Source organism: Saccharopolyspora oryzae (assembly GCF_027853915.1).
Taxonomy (GTDB): domain Bacteria; phylum Actinomycetota; class Actinomycetes; order Mycobacteriales; family Pseudonocardiaceae; genus Saccharopolyspora; species Saccharopolyspora oryzae.
Window position 1 is genome coordinate 55161 of record NZ_JAQGLA010000020.1, and the last position, 24711, is coordinate 79871.

The window sequence follows — 24711 nt, forward strand, 5'->3', positions numbered from 1 at the left end:
CGACCAGCAAGTTCGCCGACCGGCGATGGCAAATTGAATCATTCGCAGACCAGCGAACTGCAGAAATCAGTTCCGACGGCCGATCAGAGCTACAGCTGATCGGCCGTCGTCCACTTTGCGGGCAGGTCACGCTATGAAATTCGCAACGGCCGAGTAGATACTCACCCAGCTCGGAACAACCGCTGCAGCCGCAACTGCCGCCAACCGGGTGTAACGCCTCACGTCCACGCAACCCCTTTCGGGTTAACCGTTTAAATGTGAAGCGCAGCCTAAACCACTCTATTCAGCGACCCTCACTGGGGGATGCGCACACGACCGCAGGATAACTCGAGTACTATCTGTACTGATCGATGACACGAAAAAAGTACGCGCGTTCTGCTATGGGTCGATCGCAGTCAACCCGAGATTCCTTCGGATTTCTTTTGCCCGCGCGCGCCCTTCCGCCGCGCCTTGGGCCTCACCTGTCGATTCGAGCGCAGCGGCAACCACATCCCAGGCATCCGCCTCTCCATGCGCGTCGCGAAGCCACTGGTACCGGGCAACAGCCTGCTTCCCGTACCGCAGAGCATCGGTGTACCGCCCGGAATCGAGCGCGACACCCGCGATCAAGCCCGCTGCTATCGCCGCTGAATCGACATCGTGCGCAGCCTCGGTCACCGACAAGGATTGACATGCGTAGGCATAGGCCGATTCGGAATCCCCGATCTTGCGGTAGATCATCGCCAGCTCCGCAAGCGCGTCGCCGAACCCCCGCGGGTCGTCGATGGTCTGGTAAATCCAGATCGCGTCTCGACAGTTCACCATCGCTTCGTCGTGGCGCCCTTGCCGGCGCAACACCTCGGCAATCCGACGCAGCGTACCCGCCTTGCGAAAGGGCTCTCCCCCGTTCGACACCAGCTGCAGGGCAGAGTTGTATATGTCTAGAGCGGCCGCGAGATTTCCGCCTTTCATCTCGCAGGATGCGAGGTTGTGCAGGCAACTGTGAACGCCGAACGACTTACCTATCGAATCGAACATGTGCGACGCTTCGTTCACATGGCGTCGAGCTCCCGCAAGGTCGCCCAACAGCATTCGGCAAACCCCGAGGTTGTTGAGGGAACCCGCCAAGCCGAGCAAATCTTCCTCCGCCCTCGCAGCATCCACCGCGGCCGCGAGCATGTCCTCCGCCTCGGCGTAGAAGCCCTGCAAGCGAAAGATCTCCCACGCGCAGTTCCCGATCCGCCAACAGTGTCCGTCCAACCCGTGCACGCGGGTGGCCGCGCTCACCGCGACCAGGTCGTGGCGTCGCTGCTCGCACCACTGCATGGCAGCTTCGTAGTCCCCGAACGAGCGCGGAAGAACTCGCGTTTCGAAGCCCTCCATCGGGACCGGGTCCCGGCTGGGGAAGATCACGGACGCGGCGTTGTGGACAGTCCAGACCGCCCAATCCGCCATTCGCCGCAGGGCCGCATCCGAAACGTCGGCAGGCTCCGGAAGCTGCGCCGCGTACTCGCGCACCAGGTCGTGAAGCTGGTAGCGCTCGCCATCCACTCGATCGATCAGATGCAGCGCAACCAGCACATCCAGCGCCCGGCTCACCACCTCGGCGGGTCGGTCGGACAGTGCCGCCGCACAACCGATCTCCAGATCACGACCGGGGTACCGTCCGAGCAGTCTCAGCAGTTCCTGCTGATCGGTTTCCAGGGCCCGATACGAGGAGTTGAGCACCGCCTCGATCGTCGCTTCCTCATCATCCGCCCCTCCGAGCTTCAGCAGCACGCGTCTGTCCTGCAGCTCCAACGCCAGACTCGTCAGGGATTGAGAAGCCCTGGTCGCGGCGTGTTGGGCGAGGATGCGCACCGCCAAGGGGATCCCCGAGCACACCGCAGCCAGCTGCTGCACAGCCTCTGGTTCAGCAAGGGCCCGAGCCCCGAGTTCGGTGTGCAGCCACTGGAAGACCTCCGGCTCGGTGAGTGCCGGGACTTCGAAGTGGTACGCCCCATTCCGGACCACCAGCCCGTCAAGATGCTTGCGGCTCGTGACCAGCACGAGGCTCCCGGAAACAGCCTTCAGCACCTCGCGGACTTGTGCTGAATCGCGGGCATCGTCGAGCACCACTAGCGTTCGTTGCTGTTCGAGCAGCTGCCGCAACCGGATCATGCGTTGTTCCGCACTCGGGATGCGATCGGCCGCGACGTTCAACTGGGCCAGGAGCACCCCGACCACTTCACCCAACCCGAGCGGCGGACCACCGGTGTATCCCTGCAGCTCGACGAAGAGCACGCGGTCAGCCACTCGGCCGACGGCTTGGTGCGCCCACTGCACGACCAGTGTGGTCTTGCCGATCCCCGCCGGGCCGTCGACCGCGACCAAACCGGTCGACCGCTCATCGACCAACCTGGTGAGGTCGGCGAGCAGATCCTGCCGACCGTGGAATTCCCACGGCTGAGGCGGAAGGTACTGGGCGACCGGACTCGCCGGCTGCACCTCGACCTCCGCGGACGGCAGCCAGGACGAGCCGCCCCGACGCAGCTCTGCTTCCCACCGACGCACCGAATCCGGGGGCTCGCTGCCCGTCATCTCCTGGAAGTTCTTCCAGTAAGCCAGGTAGAAGGGCGTGATGTCCTCGACACGTCCCAACCCGTGCAGCGCACGCATCCGCAGGATGGCCAGACGTGGATCCATGATGTCTTGGGCCAGCGAACCTTCCAACTCGTCCAAGACGTCCTCGTAGTGCTCGAGCGCCAACAGGCAGTCCATGCGCGTGCACCGCGCAGCCAACATCACCTGCGTCGACTGCAAACGCCAGTGATCAGCACGCGCACTGGACAGATCGCTCAGCGGAGGCCCTTGCCACAGCCCGATGGCATCGTCCAGCAGGTTGAGGGCGTCCTGGTGGCGCCCCTCCTTGCTCGCCGCCTTCGCAGTCCGCAACGAGCTGCGAAAGTAGTGGTAGTCAACTGCTTCGGGGTCCACCTCGATCCAGTACATGCCCTGCCTGCTCCGGACTTCTGCCGGAGACCGCCGATTCTGCAGACCTGTCTTGACCTTGCTGATCAATGACCGCAGATTCGGCAACCGACCAGCAGCGCTGTCGGTGTCCCACAGCCAGGACGCCAACTCGTCAGCGGAGAGCCGCTGGCCGGGGGAGTTGACCAACAAGACGCCCAACAACCCGCGTTCTTGCCGCTTCCCCCAGTGGTCGTCGAACTCGTCATCAACCCGCAAGCTGGTGGCGCCCAAGATCTTGAACAGGATGTTCACCAGCACCCCCTCGCTGGTCCCCCGAACCCGTCGAGCTTCCGAGTATTGCCCGGATGAATTCCCGTTCATACGACCAACGGGTCGAATTGTCGTGGTTCGGCGAGCCACCCCTCGGAAACCGAATGACAACGGAACGCCAATGAGTCGCCGACACCGGCGCGAACCCGATCGAAAGCAAGTGCGACAAGATCGAAAATGTGTCTTTTACCAGCACCGACAACGCCCCGTCGAACTTCTCGGCGACGGAATGCCAATGTCCACGTCGCAACCTCGTCACCGAATCCGGCCGGCCGAACCGGCAGCGGGGGCTGCGCAGGAGCTCCTCGCCGGCTGGTCCGAGGAGATGAGATGAACCGAGCAGATGTCGTAGTCGTTGGTCTGGGCTTCGTCGGCGTGCCGCTGGCGACCGCCGCAGCACGCGCGGGTTTCCGGGTGTGCGGTGTCGACGCAACGGCCGAGAAGCTGGCGCAGATCGAGAAGTCCGTCGAGCGGCGGACCGCGGCCCCGGAGCTGCAGGCGGTGCTCGACGCTGGGCGGCTAGAACTCCGCAGACGCGGTGAACTCCCGGACGCCGACGTGTACTGCCTGAGCGTGCCCACGCCGATGCGGGCCGATGGGTCGGTCGACACCTCTCAGCTGCGGGACGCCGCGGAATCAGTGGGAAAGTCCATGCGCAAAGGAGCGTTGGTGCTCGTTCACAGCACCTGCGCGCCGGGCAGCTTGGAAGAACAGATCATCCCGCACATCGCCCGGAAGTCACGACTGCTTCCGGGGATCGACTTCCACATCGCACACGCTCCTGAGCGAATCGATCCGGCGCGTGACGTAGCGGCAACCGGATTGCCACGCGTGGTCGCTGGACTCACGCCGCAGTGCACGAAAGCAGCCGCGGCATTCCTGCGCAGCATCTTCGACCAGGTAATCCCGGTCAGCAGCATCCGCACGGCCGAGTTCGTGAAGACATTCGAGAACACGTTCCGCTTGGTCAACATCTCGTTGGCGAACGAACTCGCCGAGGTGTGCCGAGGTCACGACGTCGACCCGGTCGAGATCATCGAGGCAGCAGCCACGAAACCGTACGGGTTCCTGCCCCATCGGCCGGGAATCGGCGCTGGTGGCGGTTGCATCCCAGTGGTAACCGAGTTCTTCCGCACCTCAGCTCGACAGCGCGGGATCATCCCTCCGATGGTCGAAGCGGCGCTTGCGGTGAACGCGGCGATGCCCGGACGCACGGTGGAGCTGATCCGCGATCGACTGGCTCAGTCGTGGAAGCTGCCCCTCAACCGCTGCAGGGTTCTCGTCGTGGGAATCACCTACAAGCCGGACGTGATCGACATCCGGAACTCGTGCGCGATCCGGGTGATCGACCGTCTCAGCGCGGAAGCCGCGGGTGTCGACTACTACGATCCCGGCATCCCGCTCCTGAGGTTGGGGCGCGGAAGGATGCTGCGTTCGACAGCTCGGCTCGACGCGACCGGATTCGACGTCGCGGTGATCCTCACCAAGCACACCTCGCTGGACTACAGCGCATTGCGGACTGGGAAGTTGCCGGTGCTCGACTGCTCGTCGGGGACGCCGGTTCCGTGGGAAGACCACGCGTAGCTGCGCGGAGGAGACGCTGCGATGTCCTATCGAACCACCACAGCAACGCGACTCGAGAGCAACGACACCGGCCTTGGCGTTGAAAAGCGGGCATGTCACTCGACCACCACGACCGATGACCCATACCTGCTGGTCCATTCCGAAGTAGCACCGCCGGAATGGCTCGAAATCGCCGACGTTCTCGTGCTGGCCGAGCAGACCGACGAGGAGGTCGCGCACCGGGCAGCTGTGATCGCGCTCGGCCGTTTCCCCGGCTGCGCAGCCACGGTGACGAGAGTGGGAACCAGGTTTCTGGCGCACACGAGAACGTCGGCGGTGGTGGTCTTCCGCGCTCCTGCCACTCCAGAAGGCTGCGCGGACCTCGTTCATGCTCGACTGTTGTCCGAATGCGCATCGGAGGAAGGTGGCGGGAGCTCGGCCAGACGGTTGCGCAGCGATTCGACATGCGGGCCGCCGATCTCCTCGTAGAGCTCGCACGCCTGCCACAGGCAGCTTCGCGCAGCCTCCAGATCGTCCGCACGTTCATGAGCTGCACCCAACGCAGCGAGCAGTTCCGCGACGTAGAAGTTGGAGCCGATCTCGCGCATTACCGTCAACGCCTTGCGGAGAGCGGTAACCGCAGCGTCCGGATGCCCGGCCGCCACATGGGTCTCGCCGAGGAACGTCGACACACGTGCTGCCCCACCGGGGTCGGGGAGCTCGAGCATCAGGTCCACCGAGCGCGAGAGTTCCCCGATGGCCTCTTCGTACCGCCCCGAAGCTGCCAAAGTCTCACCGATGCGACGTGTGCGCAGTGCAGCTCCACGACGGTCGCCCAGTCGATGGTCCAGCTCGAGAGCTCGGCGGAACATTGCGAGTGCTTCGTCCAGCTTTCCCCGTTGCTTGGCCAGGATTCCCAATCTGGACGTCGCCGTGGCCTGGCTCGGCAGGTCCCCCACCTGCTCGGCCAACACCATCGCCCTGGTCAGCTCGCGTTGTCCTTCGTCGAGGCGGTGCAGGTTCAGGAGCGCATGGCCGAACTGACCGCGGAGGCGGGACTCCGCACGAGGGTTTCCTTCCCGTTCCGCCGCCCGCACGGCGAGTTCTGAGGTGTCCAACCAATCCCGGTAGTGCTTGCGATAGACGAACAAGCTCCACATCGCCTCACCGAACTGCCATGTCAGGCCTGACCAGTCCCGCTCCGCAGCTTCCCGTTGCGCCTGCACCAGGTTGGCCCGCTCCTGCTCCAACCACTCGAGCGCTGTTGCCACGGAGGAGAACGGCAAGTCGGCCACGGCGTCCCGTTCCGAGATGTACCAACGACCGGGAGTGATCAGCCGGTCGGCGCCGAACGCGCAGTCCAGGTACCAGGAGACCATTCGACGCACTGACGCTGTGCGCTCATCCTGGGGCATTTCAGCCGCCGCCTGCTCACGGGCGTGGAGTCGGAGGAGGTCGTGGAACCTGAACCTGTTCTCCGCTGGCTCGTCGAGCAGGTTCGCTTCGACCAGTGCCTCGATCCCGTCCAACACTTCCGGCAGTGCACGCCCCACAGCGGCAGCAGCGACCTCCGGACCGAACGTGGTGCCCGGATGATCCGCAAGCACCCGGTACAGCTCAGCTTGTTCAGAGGTCAGCTTCCGGTACGAGATGTCGAAGACGGCTTTCACCGAAACATCACCACGCAGTGCCAAGGACGGCAACCGCCGTCGTTCATCCTGGAGATCCGTCGCGATCCGCTGCAACGACCACTTCCGATGCGCCATCAGCCGAGCCGCCGCCACCATCAGCGCAACTGGAAGTCCACCGCACAGATCGGCCACCTCTCGTGCAGCGGGCAGTTCGCGCTGAACCCGTTCGGGCCCCAGCACATTGGACAGCAGGGCCAGGGACTCTGCCTGCTGCAACGGGCCGACATCCAGGAAATGGGCACCCTGCAGGCCGAGTCCGGAAAGTCGGTACCGACTGGTCACGACCACCAGGCAAGACTCCCCGTGCGGCAGCAGCGGGCGCACCTGAGCTGCAGAAACGGCATCATCCAGAAACAGGACCAGCCGTTTGCCGGAAGTGACCTCGCAATACAGCGAACGCAGCTGGTCGAGGTCGGCCGGAATCAACTCCGGAGCCGTCCCAAGAGCCCGGACGAAGGTTTCCAGAACCTGTGAGGGCGACGTGGGTTCCCGCGCTGAGAAAGCGCCCAGGTCTGCGTACAGCGCACCGTCGGGAAAATCACCTTCGAAGGAACGCAGCCAGTGCGAGACGAGTGCGGACTTTCCGGCACCACCGACTCCGCTGACCACCACTATTGCTGATCGTCCAACACTGTCCGCAAGAATTTCCCGCAATATTTCGGCGATCCGGTCCCGTTCGACGAAGAAGCGCGGAGCCCCGGGCAACATGTCGGGAGCAGGTTCAGGACCAGCTCGCTCCACGCCGGCGAAATGCACGTGCACGCCACCGTGCACGACACCTGCCTGCACGGAATTTCCGGCCACCGTGCCTTCCACGGCATTCACGACAGCCGGATCTGGATGCATCGGGAACTTCTGGCGACTCATGCCCCCGCCCACGAGCTCTGCACCATGGTCCGAGATCGACCAAGTGTCGCACGAAAGCGGACAGCGCAGGCCTAACACGCACTAATCGGCGCAGCGCACCGCATTCTCGACACGCTTTTTCGACCGTATTGACCAAATCCAGTCCGGTAATCGGAGTACTCGAATGTGGGGAAGAGCTCCCCGCCCCTGCGCCCAATGCCGGTCGCGGCTGGGTAACGTTTGTACCACTCAGGGGTGCGGAGGTACTTGCAGTGCGCGCGTTGGTGCTCGGTGGGGCTCGTTCTGGGAAGTCCGCTCATGCCGAGGGTTTGGTCCGCGCCGACGAGGTGGTCACCTACGTGGCCACCGCTCGGCGGGTTGCCGGTGATCGCGAGTGGGACGAGCGGATCGCCGCGCACGTCGCTCGGCGGCCCGCGAGTTGGCGGACCGTCGAAGCTCCGGACACCGGCTCGCTGTGCCGGGTTCTGACCGGTGCTCCCGTTGGTGCGTCCGTGCTCGTCGACGACATCGCCACCTGGTTGACCGGTGTGCTCGACGACGCCGGGGCTTGGGAGCGGGATCCCGCTGCGCTGGAGGTCGTGGCCGCGAAGTGCGATGAGCTCGTCGAGGCCGTCACCGGTTGTGCCGGGCGGTTGGTGCTCGTCTCCGCCGAGGTCGGGCTGGGCATCGTTCCGGCGACCCGGTCTGGGAGGCTGTTCCGCGACGAGCTCGGCGCGCTCAACGCCCGGCTGGCCGAGGTGTGCGACGAGGTCGTCCTGCTCGTCGCCGGTCTTCCGCTCCGGCTGCGCTGAAATCGACACGGAGGTTCGCTTGTCCACCGACCAGAACGAGATCAGCTTCCCGACGGTGCCGGCCCCCGACGAGCAGGCCCAGCGGCAGGCCGTCGCCCGGCACGAGCAGCTGACCAAGCCCGTCGGCTCGCTGGGTCGGCTGGAGGAGCTCGGGGTCTGGGTCGCCGCTCGGCAGGGGCTCTGCCCGCCGCGGCCGTTCACCCGGCCGCGAGTGGTGGTCTTCGCCGGTGACCACGGCATCGCCTCCCACGGCGTGTCCGCCTACCCCGCCGAGGTGACCGGCCAGATGGTCGCGAACTTCCTGGCCGGTGGTGCCGCGGTGAACGTGCTCGCCAACAGCGCCGGGGCGACCGTGCGGGTCGTGGACATGGCCGTCAACACCGACACCCCGCCGGTGGTCAGCGCGCGCAAGGTGCGCCGCGGGTCCGGGGCGATCGACCGCGAGGACGCCCTGACCGACGCCGAGGTGCGCTCCGCGCTCGAGGCCGGACGCGCCATCGCCGACGAGGAGATCGACTCCGGGGCCGACCTGCTCATCGCCGGGGACATGGGGATCGGCAACACCACGCCGGCCGCGGTGCTGATCTCGGTGCTCACCGGGACCGAGCCGGTGGCGGTCGTCGGCCGCGGCACCGGCATCGACGACAACGCCTGGATGCGCAAGACCGCGGCGATCCGCGACGCGCTGCGCCGGGCCCGCAAGGTGCTCAACGACCCGGTCGCGTTGCTGCGCACCTCGGCTGGCGCCGACATCGCCGCGCTGACCGGATTCCTCGCCCAGGCCGCGGTCCGCCGCACTCCCGTGCTGCTGGACGGGGTCGTGGTCGGGGCGGCGGCGCTGGTCGCCGAGGAACTCGCGCCGGGCGCGCGGCAGTGGTGGCTGGCCGGGCACCGCTCCGCCGAACCGGGCGGGCCGCTGGTGCTCGACCACCTCGACCTGACCCCGGTGATCGACATGCAGATGCGGCTCGGCGAGGGCTCCGGGGCGCTGACCGCGCTGCCGATCCTGATCGCCGCGACGCGGGTGCTCGGCGAGATGGCGACCTTCGCCGAAGCCGGTGTCGGCGGCCCGACCGAATCCGAGGCCACCGGCCCGAAGTCGTGACCCTGGACGGTCTCCGCCTGGCGGTCTCGTGGCTGAGCGTGCTGCCGCTCCCGGCGCGCCGCGTCGACGACGCCACGTGCCGCCAGGCGATCGCGTTCGCACCGCTGGTCGGCGCGCTGGTGGGAGGCTTCGGCGCCCTCGTGCTCTGGGGCCTGACCGAGCTCGGCGCTCCCCCGCTGCTGTCCGGGCTGCTGGCCGTGGCGGTGTTGGTGCTGGTCACCAGGGGCATGCACGTGGACGGTCTGGCCGACACGGTAGACGGTCTCGGCTGCTACGGACCGCCGGAGCGCGCGTTGACCGTGATGCGCGACGGCGGCGCCGGACCGTTCGCGGTGGTGGCGCTGATCCTGGTCCTGGGCATCCAGGCGACCAGCCTGGCCGAGCTGACGTCCAACCCGCTGGTGCTCGTCCTGGCCTGTGCCGTCGGCCGAGCCGGCTTCGTCCTGTGCTGCCGCCGCGGTGTTCCCTCGGCCCGCCCGGAGGGCATGGGCGCCCTGGTCGCGGGCAGCCAACCGACCTGGCTCGTCGCCACCTGGTGGCTGCTCCTCGTCGCCGTCGCCGCTGTCGCCTTCGACTGGCGCACGGCGATCGCGGTCGTGGCGGCGGCTGCCCTGCTCGTCGCCTTCACCCACCACGCCCAACGCCGCTTCGGCGGGATCACCGGAGACGTCCTCGGCGCGTCCTCCGAACTGGCCACCACGATCGTCCTCATCGGCGCCACCCTCACCTGACCCAGACGTCGGTTCTCCACTGAATCCATCAGTGGTGACGACTGCAATTTCGATTGAAATTGCACCACGCGGGGCGACCACCTACCGCTTTGAACCCGACGCAACCCCGGACGCCACGGCACCACACCCCTGCCAGGTCCGCCGGATATCACCACCGGGGCGATCGGTAGTGGTACACAGCGCGCCAACCGAGGAGAGGTGCCGTCGGGGGCGGGTCGCGTCGGGTTCAGAGCGGCAGGTGGCCGCTTTGAGCGTGTAGCAATTTCAATCGAAATTGTCGTCGTTCTCGACGGAAGGTTCCGTGGCGAGGTTTGACAATTTCAATCGAAATTGCGGAGGTTCACCGCCGCTCGTGTGGTGGCGATACGCGGCTCGCCGCCGGATCTGCGGTGGTGGGGCGAGGTCGGCGTGTCGGGCGCCGGACACGCCGAGGGGGCGCAGTTTCAATTGAAACTGCGCCCCCTCGCAGACGGGACCAGGACTGGATCAGTCCAGCTTGGTCATCCAGCCGTGGGTGTCCTCGACGGTGCCGTGCTGGATGCCGGTGAGGCGCTCGCGGAGGCGCATCGTGAACTCGCCCGGCTGGCCGTCGGCGATGGTGAACTCGCCGTCGCGGTGCTTGACGTGGCCGACCGGGGTGATCACCGCCGCGGTGCCGCAGGCGAAGACCTCGGTGAGCTCACCGGTCGCGGCCTTCTTCTCCCACTCCTCGACCGTCACCTTGCGCTCCTCGACCTGCATGCCGAGCTCGCGGCCCAGCTCCAGCAGCGACGAGCGGGTCACGCCGGGCAGCAGGCTGCCGCTGAGCTCGGGGGTCACCAGGCGGGCGTCGGCGCCGGAGCCGAGCACGAAGAACAGGTTCATGCCGCCCATCTCCTCGACCACGTGCCGCTCGCACGCGTCGAGCCACACGACCTGGTCGCAGCCCTGCTTCACGGCTTCGGCCTGCGCGGCGAAGGACGCGGCGTAGTTGCCCGCGAACTTGGCCGCACCGGTGCCGCCGGGAGCCGCGCGCACGTACTCGTGGCTCAGCCACACGGTGACCGGCTTGATGCCGCCGGAGAAGTACGAGCCGGACGGCGAGGCGATCACGGCGTAGAGGTAGGCGTTGGCCGGGTTGTTGACGCCCAGGCCGACCTCGGTGGAGATCATGAACGGCCGCAGGTAGAGGGAGCTCTCCTCGGCGCTGGGCACCCACGCCCCGTCGACCGCGATCAGCTCGCGCAGCGACTCGAGGAACAACTCCTCGGGCAGCTGGGCCATCGCGATCCGCTTCGCGGAGTCCTGGAACCGCCGCGCGTTGGCCTGCGGCCGGAACGCGGCGATCGAGCCGTCGGGCTGGCGGTAGGCCTTGAGGCCTTCGAAGATCGCCTGCGCGTAGTGCAGCACCGAGGTCGCCGGGTCGAGTTCGAGCGAGTGGTACGGCTCGACGCGGGCGTCGTGCCAACCGCGGTCATCGGTCCAGCGGATGGTCACCATGTGGTCGGTGAAGTGCCGTCCGAAACCCGGGTTCGCCAGTACCTCTGCGCGGCGCTCGTCGCTGACCGGTTGCGGGTTGTTGGTCCGGGAGAAAGACAGCGCTTCAGTCATGCGCGTACCGTATCGCGCCGCCTCGAGCAGTGAAAACCCGATTCCCTAAAGTTGGTCGTCCAAGTATTCGAGGCCCGGTCACGCACCGCTGAGCGGATGCCACCGAGCGTCATCCGGAAGCTTCTGGAAACCGGCGTTCCGGGCTCTATGATGTGCTCATGAACCAGCAGGCCCCCACTCCGGTCCCCACCACCGCGCAGCAGGACGCGCTCGCCGCCACCCTGGCGGCTCTGATGCCCCTGGGTGGCGGCGTGCTCGTGGCGCTCTTCTACGCCTGGATGGGCGCTTTCGGGGTCATCCTGGGGCTGGGCCTCGCCGCCGGTTGGGCGTTCTGGTGGCGCAACAAGCACAAGAGCTTCTTCCCGAAGGACCTGCGCGGCGGCTCGGTCATCGGGGTCGGCGCCCTGGTCGCCCTCGTCACCATCCTGCTGTTCATCGCGGCGGCCTCCCCGTCCTGACGGTCAGTCCTCGAGGAGTCCATCCGGCAGGGACGGCACCGACCACTTCGGATCGGGCCGGCTGTCGCAGTAGGTGCCGTCGAACGGGAACAGCTGTGCCTCGGCGAGCTCGATCATGCGCTCCCCCTCGGTCCGCAGCTGCTTGAGGTGCCAGCGGTCGAACCGGCCTGCCGACATCGCGGCGGCGAGTTCGTCCTCGTCCTTCCAGGACCACTTCCCGCCGGGGAACACCTCGACGTCCAGCACGCCGTCCACCCGCCGCACGCCGAACTCGTCGCGCCCCAGGGGCACCTCGAGGTTGACGTACCAGTTCCGGAAGGTCCCGTCGGGTTCGAAGAACCACCACACCGACACCCAGCGGTGGTCGTAGACCAGGCGCAGGGTGTCGGTGCCGTGCCAGGTGGACGGAGCCGGAACCCGCGGCCCGTTGAAGCGTTCGAACAGCGGCATCTCGCGCGGCGAACGACCGTCCGGCGAGGTCGTGGTCCGGATCGGGGTGCCGTCCACGACCCAGCACAGCAGCTGGTCACCGTCGTCCTCGACCACCCGTGCCGGGTGGACGGTGCCGAGGGAGCCGTCCAGGCGCCAGAAGCTGTAGAGCGCTTCCTCACCGGGCAGCCAGATCGGGGGTTCGATGGGTTTCAGGGAAAGGTTGCCTGCACTCGCGTTGAGCATGACCCGCCTCATCTCCAGCGACGGGACACGCCTCCCGTCACCAAAGGACCGATTAAAACGACAACAAGCGTCGCAAGCATCGCAGAAATCGGCATGCTCATCGCCAGGACGACGGACAACCCCATGCCGAGGCAGGCCCCGCGCATCGGCCAGCCACCCACGTCGGCCAGCAGCAATCGCGCCCCGGCGTTGGCGAAGGCGTAGTGCACGAGCAGGCTGCACGCGGCGAAGGCCATTGCCGTCACCGGCTCGACCAGCAGTGCTACCGCGACTGCGGCAACCCCCGCGCCGACGTCCAGCAGGTACGGCGTGCCGAAGCCGCTCCGACGTCCCAGCCCGCGGGGCAGGTCCCCGTCCTGCACCAGGGCCAACGCGGTCGACCGGGCGGACTCCAGCGCGGCCAGCAGCACCGGCAGCAGCGCCACCGCGGCGCCGACGCTGACCAGCGGCGCGATCTCGGACGCGGCCGCCGCGGTCAGGACATCGCGGATCGGGGTCGGCGACAGCGCCAGCCGCGACCAGCCGAGCTGGTGCACCAGCGCCGCCGTCACCACCGCGAGCACCGCGGTCAGCGCGACGAACGAGATCACGACACCGCGCTTCAGCGCCGCCCGCGAAACCCGGTCGCGCTCTTCGGACGGAGCGGTCAACCGCTCGAAACCGAGGAAGGCGAAGAACAGCACACCCGCGGCACCGGTGATGCCCACCGCGCTGTCCGCGGGTCCGACCCCGGTCGGCAGCGGTGGAACGGGCTCGATCGCGAAGCACGTGACGACCACCAGGGCCAGCACCGCGGCGGTCAGCGCGAGCCAGATCCAGGCCGCAGCACCGCGGATCCGCAACCCGGCCGTCGCCGAGAGCACCACGAGCAGGATCGCCACCGATGCCACCAGCGGCGCCGAGGCGGGCAGGAAGAAGTCGCCCAGCACTCGCGCGATCGCGGCCATCGCAGCGATGTGCCCGGCCACGTACGCACTGGCGCCGACCCGCGCGGCCAGCAGGCCCATCCGCCCGCGAACGCAGGCGTAAGCCGCCCCCGGACCGCGGTACGCGGTCGACTGGTGCGCGGTCGCCGATGCCGAACAGGTCGCGGCCAGCAGCGCGATCAGCAGACCGAGCGGGAACCACATACCCGCAGCGGCCGCTGCGGGAGCCGGGCCCACGAACGCACCGATGCCGAGCATCCCGCCGAGCGCCAGCGGAACCGCCCCGGAACCGGACGCGAGCCGGCTCGATTCAACCTGTTGGGCCACCCGACCACCCTTGCAGACGAACGACGACGGTGCAGCCGCCTGTCGGTTGACACCACAGCCACCCCGTGTTCCAGCGTAGGCGAGCGCCGGATCGATCTTCACCGCCGAACCGGGACCGCTCGGTGTTCGCCCGGCGAGAACAGACCCGAAGACCGCACTCGGAGGGGTTTTCCGGTGCCAGGCTCGGGTGACGGACGCATGCCTGGCCGGATTCACCCTCGCGTTGCGTTCTAGAGTGCGAATGGACCCAATGCTGACACGGCAGCTTCAACGGAGGATTGACACGTGACGACCCCGAAACTCTCCCTCACCGACACCGCGGTGACCAAGCTGGCCGTGGACGCACTCATCGTCGGCACCGCTCAGGGCACCGACGGCCTGCAGCTCGCGTCCGGCTCCGACCAGGTCGCGGCGGCTTTCGACGGCGACCTGCGCCAGGTGCTGACCACGCTGGGAGCGACCGGGAAGGCCGACGAGGTCGTCAAGCTGCCCGCCAGCGGCAAGCTGCGCGCCCCGGTCCTGATCGCGACCGGCCTGGGCAAGGTCGCCGACGGCGGACCGACCGGCGAGCAGGTGCGCCGCGCTTCCGGCGCCGCCGCCCGCGCGCTGACCGGCGTCGAGCGCGCCGCCACCACGCTGTCCGATGTGGACCTCTCCGCCGCGGTGCAGGGCACCGTGCTCGGCGCGTACGCCTTCACCGGCTACAAGTCCAACTCCGGCGACGCCCCGGTGTCCGAAGTGGAGTTCGTGGTCGCCGACGCGAAGGCGGACGGTCACGCGCACGCGCTGAAGGGCGCCACCGCGATCGGCGAAGCGGTCAACACCGCCCGCGACCTGATCAACACCCCGCCCAACGACCTGTTCCCGGCTTCCTTCGCCGAGCGCGCCACCGAGCTCGGCCGCGCCGTCGGCCTGGAGGTCGAGGTGCTCGACGACCACGCGCTGCGCAAGCAGGGCTTCGGCGGCATCCTCGGCGTCGGCTCGGGCTCGTCGCGGCCGCCGCGCCTGGTGCGGCTGCGGCACAAGGGCCCGAAGGACGCCAAGAAGGTCGCGCTGGTCGGCAAGGGCATCACCTTCGACACCGGCGGCATCTCCATCAAGCCGGCCGCCGGCATGGAAGAGATGACCTCGGACATGTCCGGTGCGGCGTCGGTGGTGGCCACCATGGTGCTGGCAGCCCGGCTGAACTACCCGCTGGACATCACCGCGACCGTGCCGATGGCCGAGAACATGCCGTCGGGCACCGCCTACCGCCCCGGTGACGTGCTGACCATGTACGGCGGCAAGACCGTCGAGGTGCTCAACACCGACGCCGAGGGCCGGCTGATCCTGGTCGACGCGATCACCCGCGCCTGCGAGGACGAGCCCGACTACCTGATCGAGACCTCCACCCTGACCGGCGCGCAGGTAGTGGCGCTGGGCAAGCGCACGCCGGGCGTGATGGGCAGCGAGCAGTTCCGCGACCGGGTCGCGCGGCTGTCGCAGGCCGTCGGCGAGGGCGGCTGGCCGATGCCGCTGCCCGAGGAGCTGCGCGGCGACCTGGACTCCAAGCTCGCCGACCTGGCCAACATCACCGGCCACCGCTGGGGCGGGATGCTGGCGGCGGGCATCTTCATCGAGGAGTTCGTGGCCGACGGCGTGGAGTGGGCGCACATCGACATCGCGGGCCCGTCCTACAACTCCTCCGGCCCGTGGGGCTACACCCCCAAGGGCGGCACCGGAGTCCCGGTCCGCACCCTGGCCGCAGTCCTCGCGGACATCGCCGACCAGGGCTGAGCTCGCGCGGGCGGTCCGCTGCTCCGACTGGAGCCGTGGGCCGCCCGTTCGGCGTTACTCCGGTCGGTGGCGTATTTGTGACGTGGGCCGCAAAAGGATCACCACTGCACCCCGCGGCGGTGCAACGATGGGGCGATGACCGAATCGAAACCGGCCCCGCCGACGACGGCCCGGCACGGCTACCAGGTCGAAGTGGTCTGGACCGGCAACACCGGCCAGGGCACCAGCTCCTACCGCAGCTACGAGCGCACCCACGAGGTGCGCGCGGACGGCAAGGACGCCATCGGCGCTTCCGCGGACCCGGTGTTCCTGGGCGACGCCGACCGCTACAACCCCGAGGAACTGCTGGTCGCCTCGCTGTCGCAGTGCCACATGCTGTGGTTCCTGCACCTGGCGGCCGACAGCGGCGTGGTGGTCACCGGCTACCACGACCAGGCCCGCGGCATCCTCACCGAGAACCCGGACGGCACCGGCCAGTTCGAGTCCGTCGAGCTGACCCCGCTGGTGACCGTCTCCGACCGGGCCAGCGTCGACGTCGCCGAAGCGCTCCACGAGCGGGCCCACGAGCTCTGCTACATCGCCAAGGCCGTGAACTTCCCGGTCAACTGCACACCGACCACCCGCATCGCGAACTGAGAGGTCTCGCTGATCGGCTGCGCGATGTGGTGGACATACATGAAAACGGGATCCCGCAGCCAGGCGGCGTCTGAGGTTCCGCCACCCGCACCGCCACCCGAAAAGAGCCCGGAAAACCGTATTAGCCGCCGTCGGCGGCGCGGCGGTTCCGGTCGCGGATGATCCGCTGCCTGGCCTGGTAGTCGCGCATCCGCTGCGGGTAGCCGATCTTGGCCACTTCGTACAGCGGGATGCCGAGCTTGCGGGTCAGCCGGTGCGCCGCGGCCGGGCCGTCCACCCGGCGCCTGGTCCACTCGCCGTCGTGGGCGATGAGCATCAGAGTCGTCTCGGTGACCGTGGTGCGGGGCTCGAGGTAGCCCTCCACTCCCCGGTGCTGCTCGGTCCAGCGGATCAGGTGCTCCGCATCGGCCGAGTTCGCCCCGCGCACCTTCCCGGCGCGCCGCCTGCGGAACCGGTCGAAGAGACCCACCGCAACTCTCCTCCAGCCAAGGATGGGACTACAGCCTGCGACCGATGGTGCCACCAGCGAAGTGGGGCAGGTGTGAAAATCCTTCACCCTCCACTGTGATCTCCGACGATGCAGCGCAGATCACCCGGCCCACGTCGCGTAGGCCTTCCGTGTGGTGACAAGATGGTTTGCAGGTGCTCGTGACCATCCGGTCCGGTGAAGTGCTGTCAGCGAGTCAACGAAGCCTGTCGAGGAGAGCGAAGTGACCGACACGTCCGCCGATCTAGTCATTCTCGGTGGCGGTTCGGGCGGCTACGCCTGCGCCTTCCGCGCAGCCGAGCTAGGCCTGTCCGTCATCCTGGTCGAAAAGGACAAGCTCGGTGGGACCTGCCTGCACCGAGGCTGCATCCCGACCAAGGCGCTGCTCCACGCGGCGGAGGTCGCCGACTCGGCCCGCGAGGCCGACCAGTTCGGGGTGAAGACCGCCTTCGAGGGCATCGACATCGACGGCGTCAACAAGTACAAGGACGGCATCATCGCCGGCCTGTACAAGGGCCTGCAGGGCCTGGCCAAGGCGCACAAGGTGACGATGGTCGAGGGCGCGGGCACGCTGGTCGACGCCAAGACCGTCGAGGTGAACGGCACCCGCTACACCGGCAAGAACCTGGTGCTGGCCACCGGTTCCTACTCCAAGACGCTGCCCGGCCTTGAGCTCGGCGGGCGGGTCATCGCCAGCGAGCAGGCGCTGAACCTGGACCACATCCCGAACAAGGTCGTGGTGCTGGGCGGCGGCGTGATCGGCGTGGAGTTCGCCAGCGTCTGGCGTTCGTTCGGCGCCGAGGTGACCGTCGTCGAGGCCCTGCCGCACCTGGTGCCCAACGAGGACGAGTTCATCTCCAAGCGCCTGGAGCGCGCCTTCCGCAAGCGCGGCATCAAGTTCAAGACCGGCGTGAAGTTCACCGGCGCCACCCAGACCGACTCCGGTGTCTCGGTCAGCCTGGAGAACGGCGAGACCCACGACGCCGACCTGCTGCTGGTCGCCGTCGGCCGCGGCCCGAACACCGCTGGTCACGGCTTCGAGGCCGCCGGCGTGCAGATGGAGCGCGGCTTCGTCCCCACCGACGAGCGCCTGCGCACCAACCTGCCGGGCGTCTACGCGGTCGGCGACATCGTGCCCGGCCTGCAGCTGGCGCACCGCGGTTTCCAGCAGGGCATCTTCATCGCCGAGGACATCGCGGGCCTCAACCCGCAGCCGATCGACGAGTCCGGCATCCCGCGCGTGACCTACTGCCACCCCGAGGTCGCCTCGGTGGGCTTGAGCGAGGCCGCCGCCAAGGAGCAGTACGGCTCGGTGGAGACCTTCACCTACGACCTGGCCGGCAACGGCAAGAGCCAGATCCTCAAGACGCAAGGCGCGGTCAAGCTGGTCCGCGCGACCGACGGCCCCGTCGTCGGCCTGCACCTGGTCGGCGACCGAGTCGGTGAGCTCATCGGCGAGGCGCAGCTGATCTACAACTGGGAAGCGCTGCCGGAGGACGTCGCTCCGCTGGTGCACGCCCACCCGTCCCAGACCGAAGCCCTGGGCGAGGCGCACCTCGCCCTGGCCGGCAAGCCGCTGCACGTGCACGGCTGACGTCGGTCCCCAGTCAGCCAAGCACCCCGCCACACAACGAGGAGTCAGCAACCGATGGCCTTCTCCGTTCAGATGCCGGCACTCGGCGAGAGCGTCAGCGAAGGAACGATCACCCGGTGGCTCAAGCAGGAGGGCGAGACCGTCGAGGTCGACGAACCCCTGCTCGAGGTCTCCACCGACAAGGTCGACACCGAGATCCCGTCCCCCGCCGCCGGCGTGCTGCAGCGCATCGTCGCCCAGGAGGACGACACCGTTGAGATCGGCGCCGAGCTCGCCGTCATCGGTGACGCCGGCGAGGCCCCGGCCGCCGCTCCGGCGCCTGCCGCCCCGGCCGCCGAGCAGCCCGCTCCGGCCGCCCCGGCCGAGCCGGCCCCGGCCCCGGCCCCCGCCGCTCCGGCCGCTCCGGCCGCCCCGGCCGCTCCGGCCGGTGGCGCGCAGGGCACCGACGTGACCATGCCCGCGCTCGGCGAGAGCGTCGCCGAGGGCACCGTGACCCGGTGGCTCAAGCAGGTCGGCGAGACCGTCGAGGTCGACGAGCCGCTGCTCGAGGTCTCCACCGACAAGGTCGACACCGAGATCCCGTCCCCGGTGGCCGGCACCCTGCTGGAGATCACCGCGAACGAGGACGACACCATCGAGGTCGGCGCCAAGCTCGCCGTCATCGGCTCCGCCGCCGCGGCTCCCGCCGCTGCCCCGGCTCCGCCGGCCCCCGAGCCCCAGGCCGCCGCTCCCGCGGCTCCGGCCCCCGCTCCGGCCGCCCCGCCCGCGCCTCCGGCCCCCGCTGCCCCGGCCCCGGCCGCTCCGGCTCCCGCCGAGGCTGCGCCGTCCGGCGCCGCGCCGTACGTGACGCCGCTGGTGCGCAAGCTGGCCAACGAGCACGGCATCGACCTGTCCGCGATCAAGGGCAGCGGTGTCGGCGGACGGATCCGCAAGCAGGACGTCCAGGCCGCCATCGACGCCAAGAAGTCCGCCCCGGCCCACGCCGCCGCCCCGGCCGCTGCTGCGCCGAGCGCTTCGCTGGTGGAGCCGTCGGAGGAGGCCCAGGCGCTGCGCGGCACCACGCAGAAGATGTCGCGCCTGCGGCAGCTGCTGGCCCGCCGCATGGTGGAGTCGCTGCAGACCGCTGCGCAGCTGACCACGGTGATCGAGGTCGACGTGACCCGCATCGCCCGGCTGCGCGACCGCGCCAAGGCCAACTTCGAGGCGGCCGAGGGCGTCAAGCTGTCGTTCCTGCCGTTCTTCGCGAAGGCGGCGGCCGAGGCGCTGAAGCTGCACCCGAAGCTGAACGCCTCGATCAACGACGACACCAAGGAAGTCACCTACCACGGCGCCGAGCACCTCTCGGTCGCGGTGGACACCGAGCGCGGCCTGGTCTCGCCGGTGATCCACGACGCCGGTGACCTCAACCTCGGTGGGCTGGCCCGCAAGATCGCCGACCTGGCGGCGCGGACCCGCAACAACAAGATCAAGCCCGACGAGCTGTCCGGCGGCACCTTCACCATCACCAACACCGGCAGCCGCGGTGCGCTGTTCGACACGCCGATCCTGAACCCGCCGCAGGTGGGCATGCTCGGCACCGGCTCGGTCGTCAAGCGCCCGGTCGTGGTCGCCGACGAGAACGGCGGCGACACCATCGCGATCCGCTCGATGGTCTACCTGGCGCTGTCCTACGACCACCGCCTGGTGGACGGTGCGGACGCCGCCCGCTTCCTGACCACGCTGAAGCAGCGTCTGGAAGAGGGCGCCTTCGAGGCCGACCTCGGTCTCTGAACCGCGCAAGGCGAACGGCCGCTCACCTCTTGGTGGGCGGCCGTTCGCCGTTCTGCCCGAACCGCTCGCTTCGGGCTTGGGAGTGCGGGACGATTCGCGGTATGCGGGTGGTTGTTGCCGGTTCGTCCGGCCTGATCGGCACTTCCCTGGTCGCCGGGTTGCGGGCAGCTGATCACGAGGTCGTCCGGTTGGTGCGGCGCCTGCCGACCGCCCCGGACGAGCGGGGCTGGGACCCCGAGACCGGGAAGCTGGACGCCGATGCGCTGGACGGCGCGGACGCGGTGGTGAACCTGTGCGGCGCGGGCGTCGGCGACAAGCGGTGGACGCCGGAGCGCAAGCGGCTGCTGGTCCGCTCCCGCCTCCGCCCGACCGCGGTGCTCGCCGAGGCGGTGGCCGAGGCCGGGGTTCCGGTGCTGGCCAACGGCTCGGCGGTGGGCTACTACGGCGACGCGGGTCCGAAGCCGGTGACCGAGGCGGCCCCGCCGGGCGACGACTTCCTCGCCGAGATGTGCAAGCGCTGGGAGGCGGCGACCGAGCCTGCCGCGAACGCCGGGGTCCGGGTGGTGCTGCTGCGCACCGGCCTGGTGCTCTCCCCGTCCGGCGGGCTGCTCGGACCGCTGCGGTCGGTGTTCTCGCTGATGCTCGGGGGCCGGTTGGGCGACGGCACGCAGTACATGCCGTGGATCTCGCTGGACGACGAGGTGGCCGCGATCAAGTTCGTGCTGGAGAACCCCGCCATCTCCGGTCCGGTCAACCTCACCGGGCCGGCACCGGTGACCAACGCGGAGTTCACCAAGGCGTTCGCCGAAGCCCTCGGCCGTCCCGCGCCGTGGGTCGTGCCGTCCTTCGCGTTGCGCATCGTGCTCGGCGAGTTCGCGGGCGAGGCGCTGAAGGGGCAGCGCGCCGTGCCGACCGTGCTGGAGTCGCACGGTTTCAGCTTCCAGCACCCGTCGATCAACGCGGCGCTGGCCGCTGTTGTCGGGTAGCACCGGGCGGTTTCGGCGCACCGACACCTTCGGGTGACGCCCGGTTCCGGCAGGCGTAGCCTGGCGCGCGTGAGTCGTGCGAATTCTTCGTGCCGCGCCTCTTCGGACCCCGTTGAAGTGCGCCACCTGGGAACCATCGATTACCTCGAAGCCTGGGACGTGCAGCGCGAGCTGGCGAGCGGCCGGGACGAGGGGCGCAACCCGGACACCCTGCTGCTGCTGGAGCACCCGTCGGTCTACACCGCGGGCAAGCGGACCTCGCCGGAGGACCGCCCCACCGACGGCACCCCGGTGATCGACGTCGACCGCGGCGGCAAGATCACCTGGCACGGTCCGGGGCAGATCGTCGGCTACCCGATCCTGAAGCTGACCGACCCGATCGACGTCGTCGACTACGTGCGGCGGATCGAGCAGGGCCTGATCTGGGTGTGCGACCAGTTCGGTCTGCAGGCGGGCCGGGTCGAGGGCCGCAGCGGGGTGTGGCTGCCCGCTGGGGACGGCCGGCCGGAGCGCAAGATCGCGGCGATCGGCATCCGGGTGCAGCGCGGCATCACGATGCACGGCTTGGAGCTGAACTGCAACGCCGATCTGAGCTCGTTCGACCGGATCGTGCCGTGCGGGATCAGCGACGCCGGCACCACCTCGCTGTCCGCCGAGCTCGGCCGGGACGTGCCGACCTCCGAGGCGTTCGACCTGGTCCAGCAGGGTGTGCTGGACGCGCTGGACGGCCGCCTGCCGATCACCGAGCGGGACATCCCGCGCCCGGAGGCCGCCGCGGCCGGCGTGACGCTCTCGCTGGATCCGAGCCTGCGCTGACCGACTGAAACTCCACTCCTCTAGTATTCCGGAATTACGGACTACTAGAGGAGTGGACCATGCTGCTGTCCCGCCGTCGCCTGCTCGCCGCCACCGCAGCGGCGACACCGCTGCTGTTCGTCGCGCCCAGCGCACTGGCCGAACCCGCGCCCGACCTGGCGACCCCGGAGGGCTGGCTGACCTGGATCAGCGCGCACCGCGACCAGCTCGGCCTGGTCCTCGACGACGGCCGCGGAAACCGGCTGCTGCACCGCCCGCACGCCGCGCAACCGCTCGCCTCGGCGATCAAGGTCGTCCACCTCGCCGCCTACGCCACGGCCGTCACCGAAGGCCGCCTGGATCCCGCGGAGCAGATCCGCGTCGGCGACTGGGAGAGCTTCTACCTGCCGACCGACGGCCTCGCGCACGCGAACGCCCTCAAGCACCTGAACATCCCCACCGACTCGACGGGCTTGTACGCGGCGGACCCCGAACACCGGGTAGCGCTCGACGACCTGGTCTCGGCGATGATCACCTTCAGCGACTCCGCGGCCCCGGACTTCATCCGCTCCCGCCTCGGCGAGGCCGCACTGCACGAGGCGGCGGCTGCGGGCGGCTGGCCGCGACCCGACATCCGCTCGATGTGCGCGGAGTACCTGTTCCTGCTGCCGGAGTTCGCCCCGCCCGCCCAGCTGCCCGTCCCGGCCCGCCGAGCCTGGGGCTATCAGCTGGAGCGCCGCTTCAGCACCGACCCCGACCTGCGGAAGCACGTGCTGGACGAGCTCATGCAGGACGGCCTTCCCCCGTACCAGCAGCAGACCACCTGGGCCGACCGGACGATGTCGGCGACGGCAGCGCAACTCGCTTCGCTGCACCGCGCCATCGCCGGCTCCCCGAGCGAAGCCGCGGCGGTAGCGCGCACTCACCTCGAAGCACCGCTCAGCGCTCACCTGCCGCCGGGAGTCGTCGGGATCGGCATGAAGGGCGGCAGCCTGCCCGGCGTCCTGACCTGCGGGCTCACCGTCCGCCGCGCGGACGGGACCATCGCGTCCGGCGCGCTGCTCGCGCACGGCGACATCTCGCCGGACCAGGTCGGCAGCGGCGATCCCGGCCTGCCGCTGCTGCTGGCGATGCAGCAGCCGGAATGGCGGGACCGGCTTGCGCGAGCGCTGGAGGGCTGAGGGAAGCTCATCCGGTGGCGGAGGACTTGCAGCAGCGGCTCGAGGCGCTCGAACAGCGCGTCGCAGCCCTGGAAGGCGCGCAGCGCACCGAACCCGTCGAGCCCAGCGGTTCGATCGTGCAGTACCAGGGCAGCCTGGTCGAACCGGTCGAGCTGGAGTGGCGCATCAACGCCGATCCGGCCTGGGTCCTCGACATGGCCGACGGCCCGCGCACCGAGGTGCTCGCCGCTCTCGGCCACCCGGCCCGCGCCGCGATCGTGCGGCTACTCGCGCAGTCAGGCGCCCAGCACACCGCTGCCCTGCAAGAAGCGGCAGGCCTGAGCTCGACCGGCCAGCTCTACCACCACCTCAAGAGCCTGACCGGCTGCGGCCTGGTCGAGCAGGACAAGCGGGGCACCTACCGCCTCCGCCCCCAGGCGACGATCCCCGCCCTGATCCTGCTCACCGCTGCCTCCGACATCGCAGGCCAGCTCCGCACCTGACCGACGGAGAACGGCCTGCCGCGAGGGCAGGCCGTTCCCGCTCGCCGCTCAGAGCTGCGGCGCGATCTCGCTGGCGACCAGGTCGAGGTGGTCCAGGTCGGAGAGGTCCAGCACCTGCAGGTACAGGCGGGTGATGCCGGTGCGCTCGCGCCAGGCACCGATCTTGTCGACCGCCTCCGCCGGGGTGCCGGCCAGGCCGTTGAGCCGCAGCTCCTCGACCTCGCGGCCGATGGCCTCGGCCCGGCGGGCGATCTGCGCCTCGTCCTTGCCCACGCACAGCACCAGCGCGGCCGAGCGCACGATCTCGCCGGCGTCGCGGCCAATCTCCTCGCACGCCTCGCCGACCCGCTCGAACTGCGCGGCAGCTGTGTCGACGTCGGCGAACGGCAGGTTGAACTCGTCGGCGAAGCGCGCGGCCAGCGCCGGAGTGCGCTTCTTGCCCATGCCGCCGATCAGCACCGGCGGCCGCGGCTGCTGCACCGGCTTGGGCAGCGCGGGAGATTCGGCCAGCTGGTAGTGCTTGCCGTCGAAGTGGAAGTGCTCACCGGCAGGGGTGCTCCACAGCCCGGTGATGATCTCCAGCTGCTCGGCGTAGCGGTCGAAGCGCTCCTTGAGCGGCGGGAACGGGATTCCGTAGGCGGTGTGCTCCTCCTCGTACCAACCGCTGCCGAGGCCGAGCTCGATGCGCCCGCCGGACATCTGGTCGACCTGCGCCACGGCGATCGCCAGCGGGCCGGGCAGCCGGAAGGTGCCGGCGGTCATCAGCGTGCCCAGCCGCAGCCGGCTGGTCTCGCGGGCAAGTCCGGCCAGCGTCACCCAGGCGTCGGTCGGGCCGGGTTCGCCGGTCACCGGCCCCATCTTGAGGTAGTGGTCGGAGCGGAAGAACGCGTCGTAGCCGGTCGCTTCCGCGTGCTTGGCGACCCGCAGCAGGTCGTCGTACGTCGCGCCCTGCTGGGGCTCGGTGAAGATCCGCAGCTTGAAGTTCTCAGTCACGATCTCGAGGCTAGTGGCGCCGACCT

20 protein-coding genes are annotated in these 24711 nt (G+C 69.0%); 13 read left to right on the forward strand and 7 right to left on the reverse strand.

Translation table 11 applies throughout. The annotated features are described in order from the left end of the window. Positions 1-378 precede the first annotated feature (378 nt). Entirely contained in the window at positions 379-3243 is a 2865-nt protein-coding gene (locus OU415_RS15515; RefSeq protein WP_270949468.1) for an AfsR/SARP family transcriptional regulator, read from the reverse strand. Between the two features lie 348 nt (positions 3244-3591). Between OU415_RS15515 and OU415_RS15520 the strand changes: the two genes are divergently transcribed. Further along, entirely contained in the window at positions 3592-4845 is a 1254-nt protein-coding gene (locus OU415_RS15520; RefSeq protein WP_270949469.1) for a nucleotide sugar dehydrogenase, read from the forward strand. Between the two features lie 365 nt (positions 4846-5210). Here the strand turns inward: OU415_RS15520 and OU415_RS15525 are convergent, their stop codons facing one another. After that, on the reverse strand, positions 5211-7382 hold the full coding sequence (locus OU415_RS15525; RefSeq protein ID WP_270949470.1) for a tetratricopeptide repeat protein: 2172 nt from the start codon (positions 7380-7382) through the stop codon (positions 5211-5213). 251 nt (positions 7383-7633) lie between these two features. Here OU415_RS15525 and cobU point away from each other — a divergent pair, with 251 nt between their 5' ends. Genes cobU through cobS form a run of 3 tightly spaced genes read left to right on the forward strand, consistent with a single transcriptional unit; the run spans position 7634 to position 10009 of the window. Next, positions 7634-8173, forward strand: a complete 540-nt coding sequence (cobU, locus tag OU415_RS15530; RefSeq protein WP_270949471.1) for a bifunctional adenosylcobinamide kinase/adenosylcobinamide-phosphate guanylyltransferase — start codon at positions 7634-7636, stop codon at positions 8171-8173. A 19-nt stretch (positions 8174-8192) separates the two neighbouring features. After that, complete coding sequence (gene cobT, locus OU415_RS15535; RefSeq protein ID WP_270949472.1) at positions 8193-9278, forward strand: nicotinate-nucleotide--dimethylbenzimidazole phosphoribosyltransferase; 1086 nt, start codon at positions 8193-8195, stop codon at positions 9276-9278. A gap of 2 nt (positions 9279-9280) precedes the next feature. Beyond that, positions 9281-10009 (forward strand): adenosylcobinamide-GDP ribazoletransferase, encoded by a 729-nt coding sequence (gene cobS / locus OU415_RS15540; protein WP_270949505.1) that lies wholly within the window; start codon positions 9281-9283, stop codon positions 10007-10009. A gap of 486 nt (positions 10010-10495) precedes the next feature. Here the strand turns inward: cobS and OU415_RS15545 are convergent, their stop codons facing one another. Continuing rightward, positions 10496-11599, reverse strand: coding sequence for a branched-chain amino acid aminotransferase (locus tag OU415_RS15545; protein ID WP_270949473.1), 1104 nt, complete (start codon positions 11597-11599; stop codon positions 10496-10498). A gap of 158 nt (positions 11600-11757) precedes the next feature. Between OU415_RS15545 and OU415_RS15550 the strand changes: the two genes are divergently transcribed. Then, positions 11758-12057: a hypothetical protein gene (locus tag OU415_RS15550; protein ID WP_270949474.1), complete on the forward strand. Its 300-nt coding sequence runs from the start codon at positions 11758-11760 to the stop codon at positions 12055-12057. A 3-nt stretch (positions 12058-12060) separates the two neighbouring features. Here OU415_RS15550 and OU415_RS15555 read toward each other — a convergent pair whose 3' ends face one another. Both OU415_RS15555 and OU415_RS15560 read right to left on the reverse strand, forming a co-directional pair. Next, positions 12061-12732, reverse strand: a complete 672-nt coding sequence (locus OU415_RS15555) for a DUF402 domain-containing protein (RefSeq protein ID WP_270949475.1) — start codon at positions 12730-12732, stop codon at positions 12061-12063. Positions 12733-12740: 8 nt separating this feature from the next. Continuing rightward, complete coding sequence (locus tag OU415_RS15560) at positions 12741-13985, reverse strand: APC family permease (RefSeq protein WP_270949476.1); 1245 nt, start codon at positions 13983-13985, stop codon at positions 12741-12743. 285 nt (positions 13986-14270) lie between these two features. Here OU415_RS15560 and OU415_RS15565 point away from each other — a divergent pair, with 285 nt between their 5' ends. Next, a complete protein-coding gene (locus OU415_RS15565; protein ID WP_270949477.1) occupies positions 14271-15761 on the forward strand; it encodes a leucyl aminopeptidase in 1491 nt (496 codons plus the stop codon). A 135-nt stretch (positions 15762-15896) separates the two neighbouring features. Then, on the forward strand, positions 15897-16397 hold the full coding sequence (locus OU415_RS15570) for an OsmC family protein (RefSeq protein WP_270949478.1): 501 nt from the start codon (positions 15897-15899) through the stop codon (positions 16395-16397). Positions 16398-16518: 121 nt separating this feature from the next. Here OU415_RS15570 and OU415_RS15575 read toward each other — a convergent pair whose 3' ends face one another. Then, positions 16519-16866: an oxidoreductase gene (locus OU415_RS15575; protein WP_270949479.1), complete on the reverse strand. Its 348-nt coding sequence runs from the start codon at positions 16864-16866 to the stop codon at positions 16519-16521. 241 nt (positions 16867-17107) lie between these two features. Here OU415_RS15575 and lpdA point away from each other — a divergent pair, with 241 nt between their 5' ends. The 6 genes from lpdA (at position 17108) to OU415_RS15605 (ending at position 23692) form a co-directional block, all read left to right on the forward strand. Next, complete coding sequence (gene lpdA / locus OU415_RS15580; RefSeq protein ID WP_270949480.1) at positions 17108-18478, forward strand: dihydrolipoyl dehydrogenase; 1371 nt, start codon at positions 17108-17110, stop codon at positions 18476-18478. A 54-nt stretch (positions 18479-18532) separates the two neighbouring features. Further along, positions 18533-20248 (forward strand): 2-oxoglutarate dehydrogenase, E2 component, dihydrolipoamide succinyltransferase, encoded by a 1716-nt coding sequence (sucB, locus tag OU415_RS15585; protein ID WP_270949481.1) that lies wholly within the window; start codon positions 18533-18535, stop codon positions 20246-20248. A gap of 101 nt (positions 20249-20349) precedes the next feature. Then, the gene (locus tag OU415_RS15590; RefSeq protein ID WP_270949482.1) at positions 20350-21234 is read left to right on the forward strand and encodes a TIGR01777 family oxidoreductase; all 885 of its coding nucleotides are present in this window, start codon (positions 20350-20352) and stop codon (positions 21232-21234) included. Between the two features lie 69 nt (positions 21235-21303). Next, positions 21304-22050: a lipoyl(octanoyl) transferase LipB gene (gene lipB, locus OU415_RS15595; protein ID WP_270949483.1), complete on the forward strand. Its 747-nt coding sequence runs from the start codon at positions 21304-21306 to the stop codon at positions 22048-22050. Positions 22051-22109: 59 nt separating this feature from the next. Beyond that, positions 22110-23210, forward strand: coding sequence for a serine hydrolase (locus tag OU415_RS15600; protein ID WP_270949484.1), 1101 nt, complete (start codon positions 22110-22112; stop codon positions 23208-23210). Between the two features lie 14 nt (positions 23211-23224). Next, positions 23225-23692: an ArsR/SmtB family transcription factor gene (locus tag OU415_RS15605; protein WP_270949485.1), complete on the forward strand. Its 468-nt coding sequence runs from the start codon at positions 23225-23227 to the stop codon at positions 23690-23692. A gap of 48 nt (positions 23693-23740) precedes the next feature. Here the strand turns inward: OU415_RS15605 and OU415_RS15610 are convergent, their stop codons facing one another. Continuing rightward, entirely contained in the window at positions 23741-24685 is a 945-nt protein-coding gene (locus tag OU415_RS15610) for an LLM class F420-dependent oxidoreductase (RefSeq protein WP_270949486.1), read from the reverse strand. Positions 24686-24711: the final 26 nt, after the last annotated feature.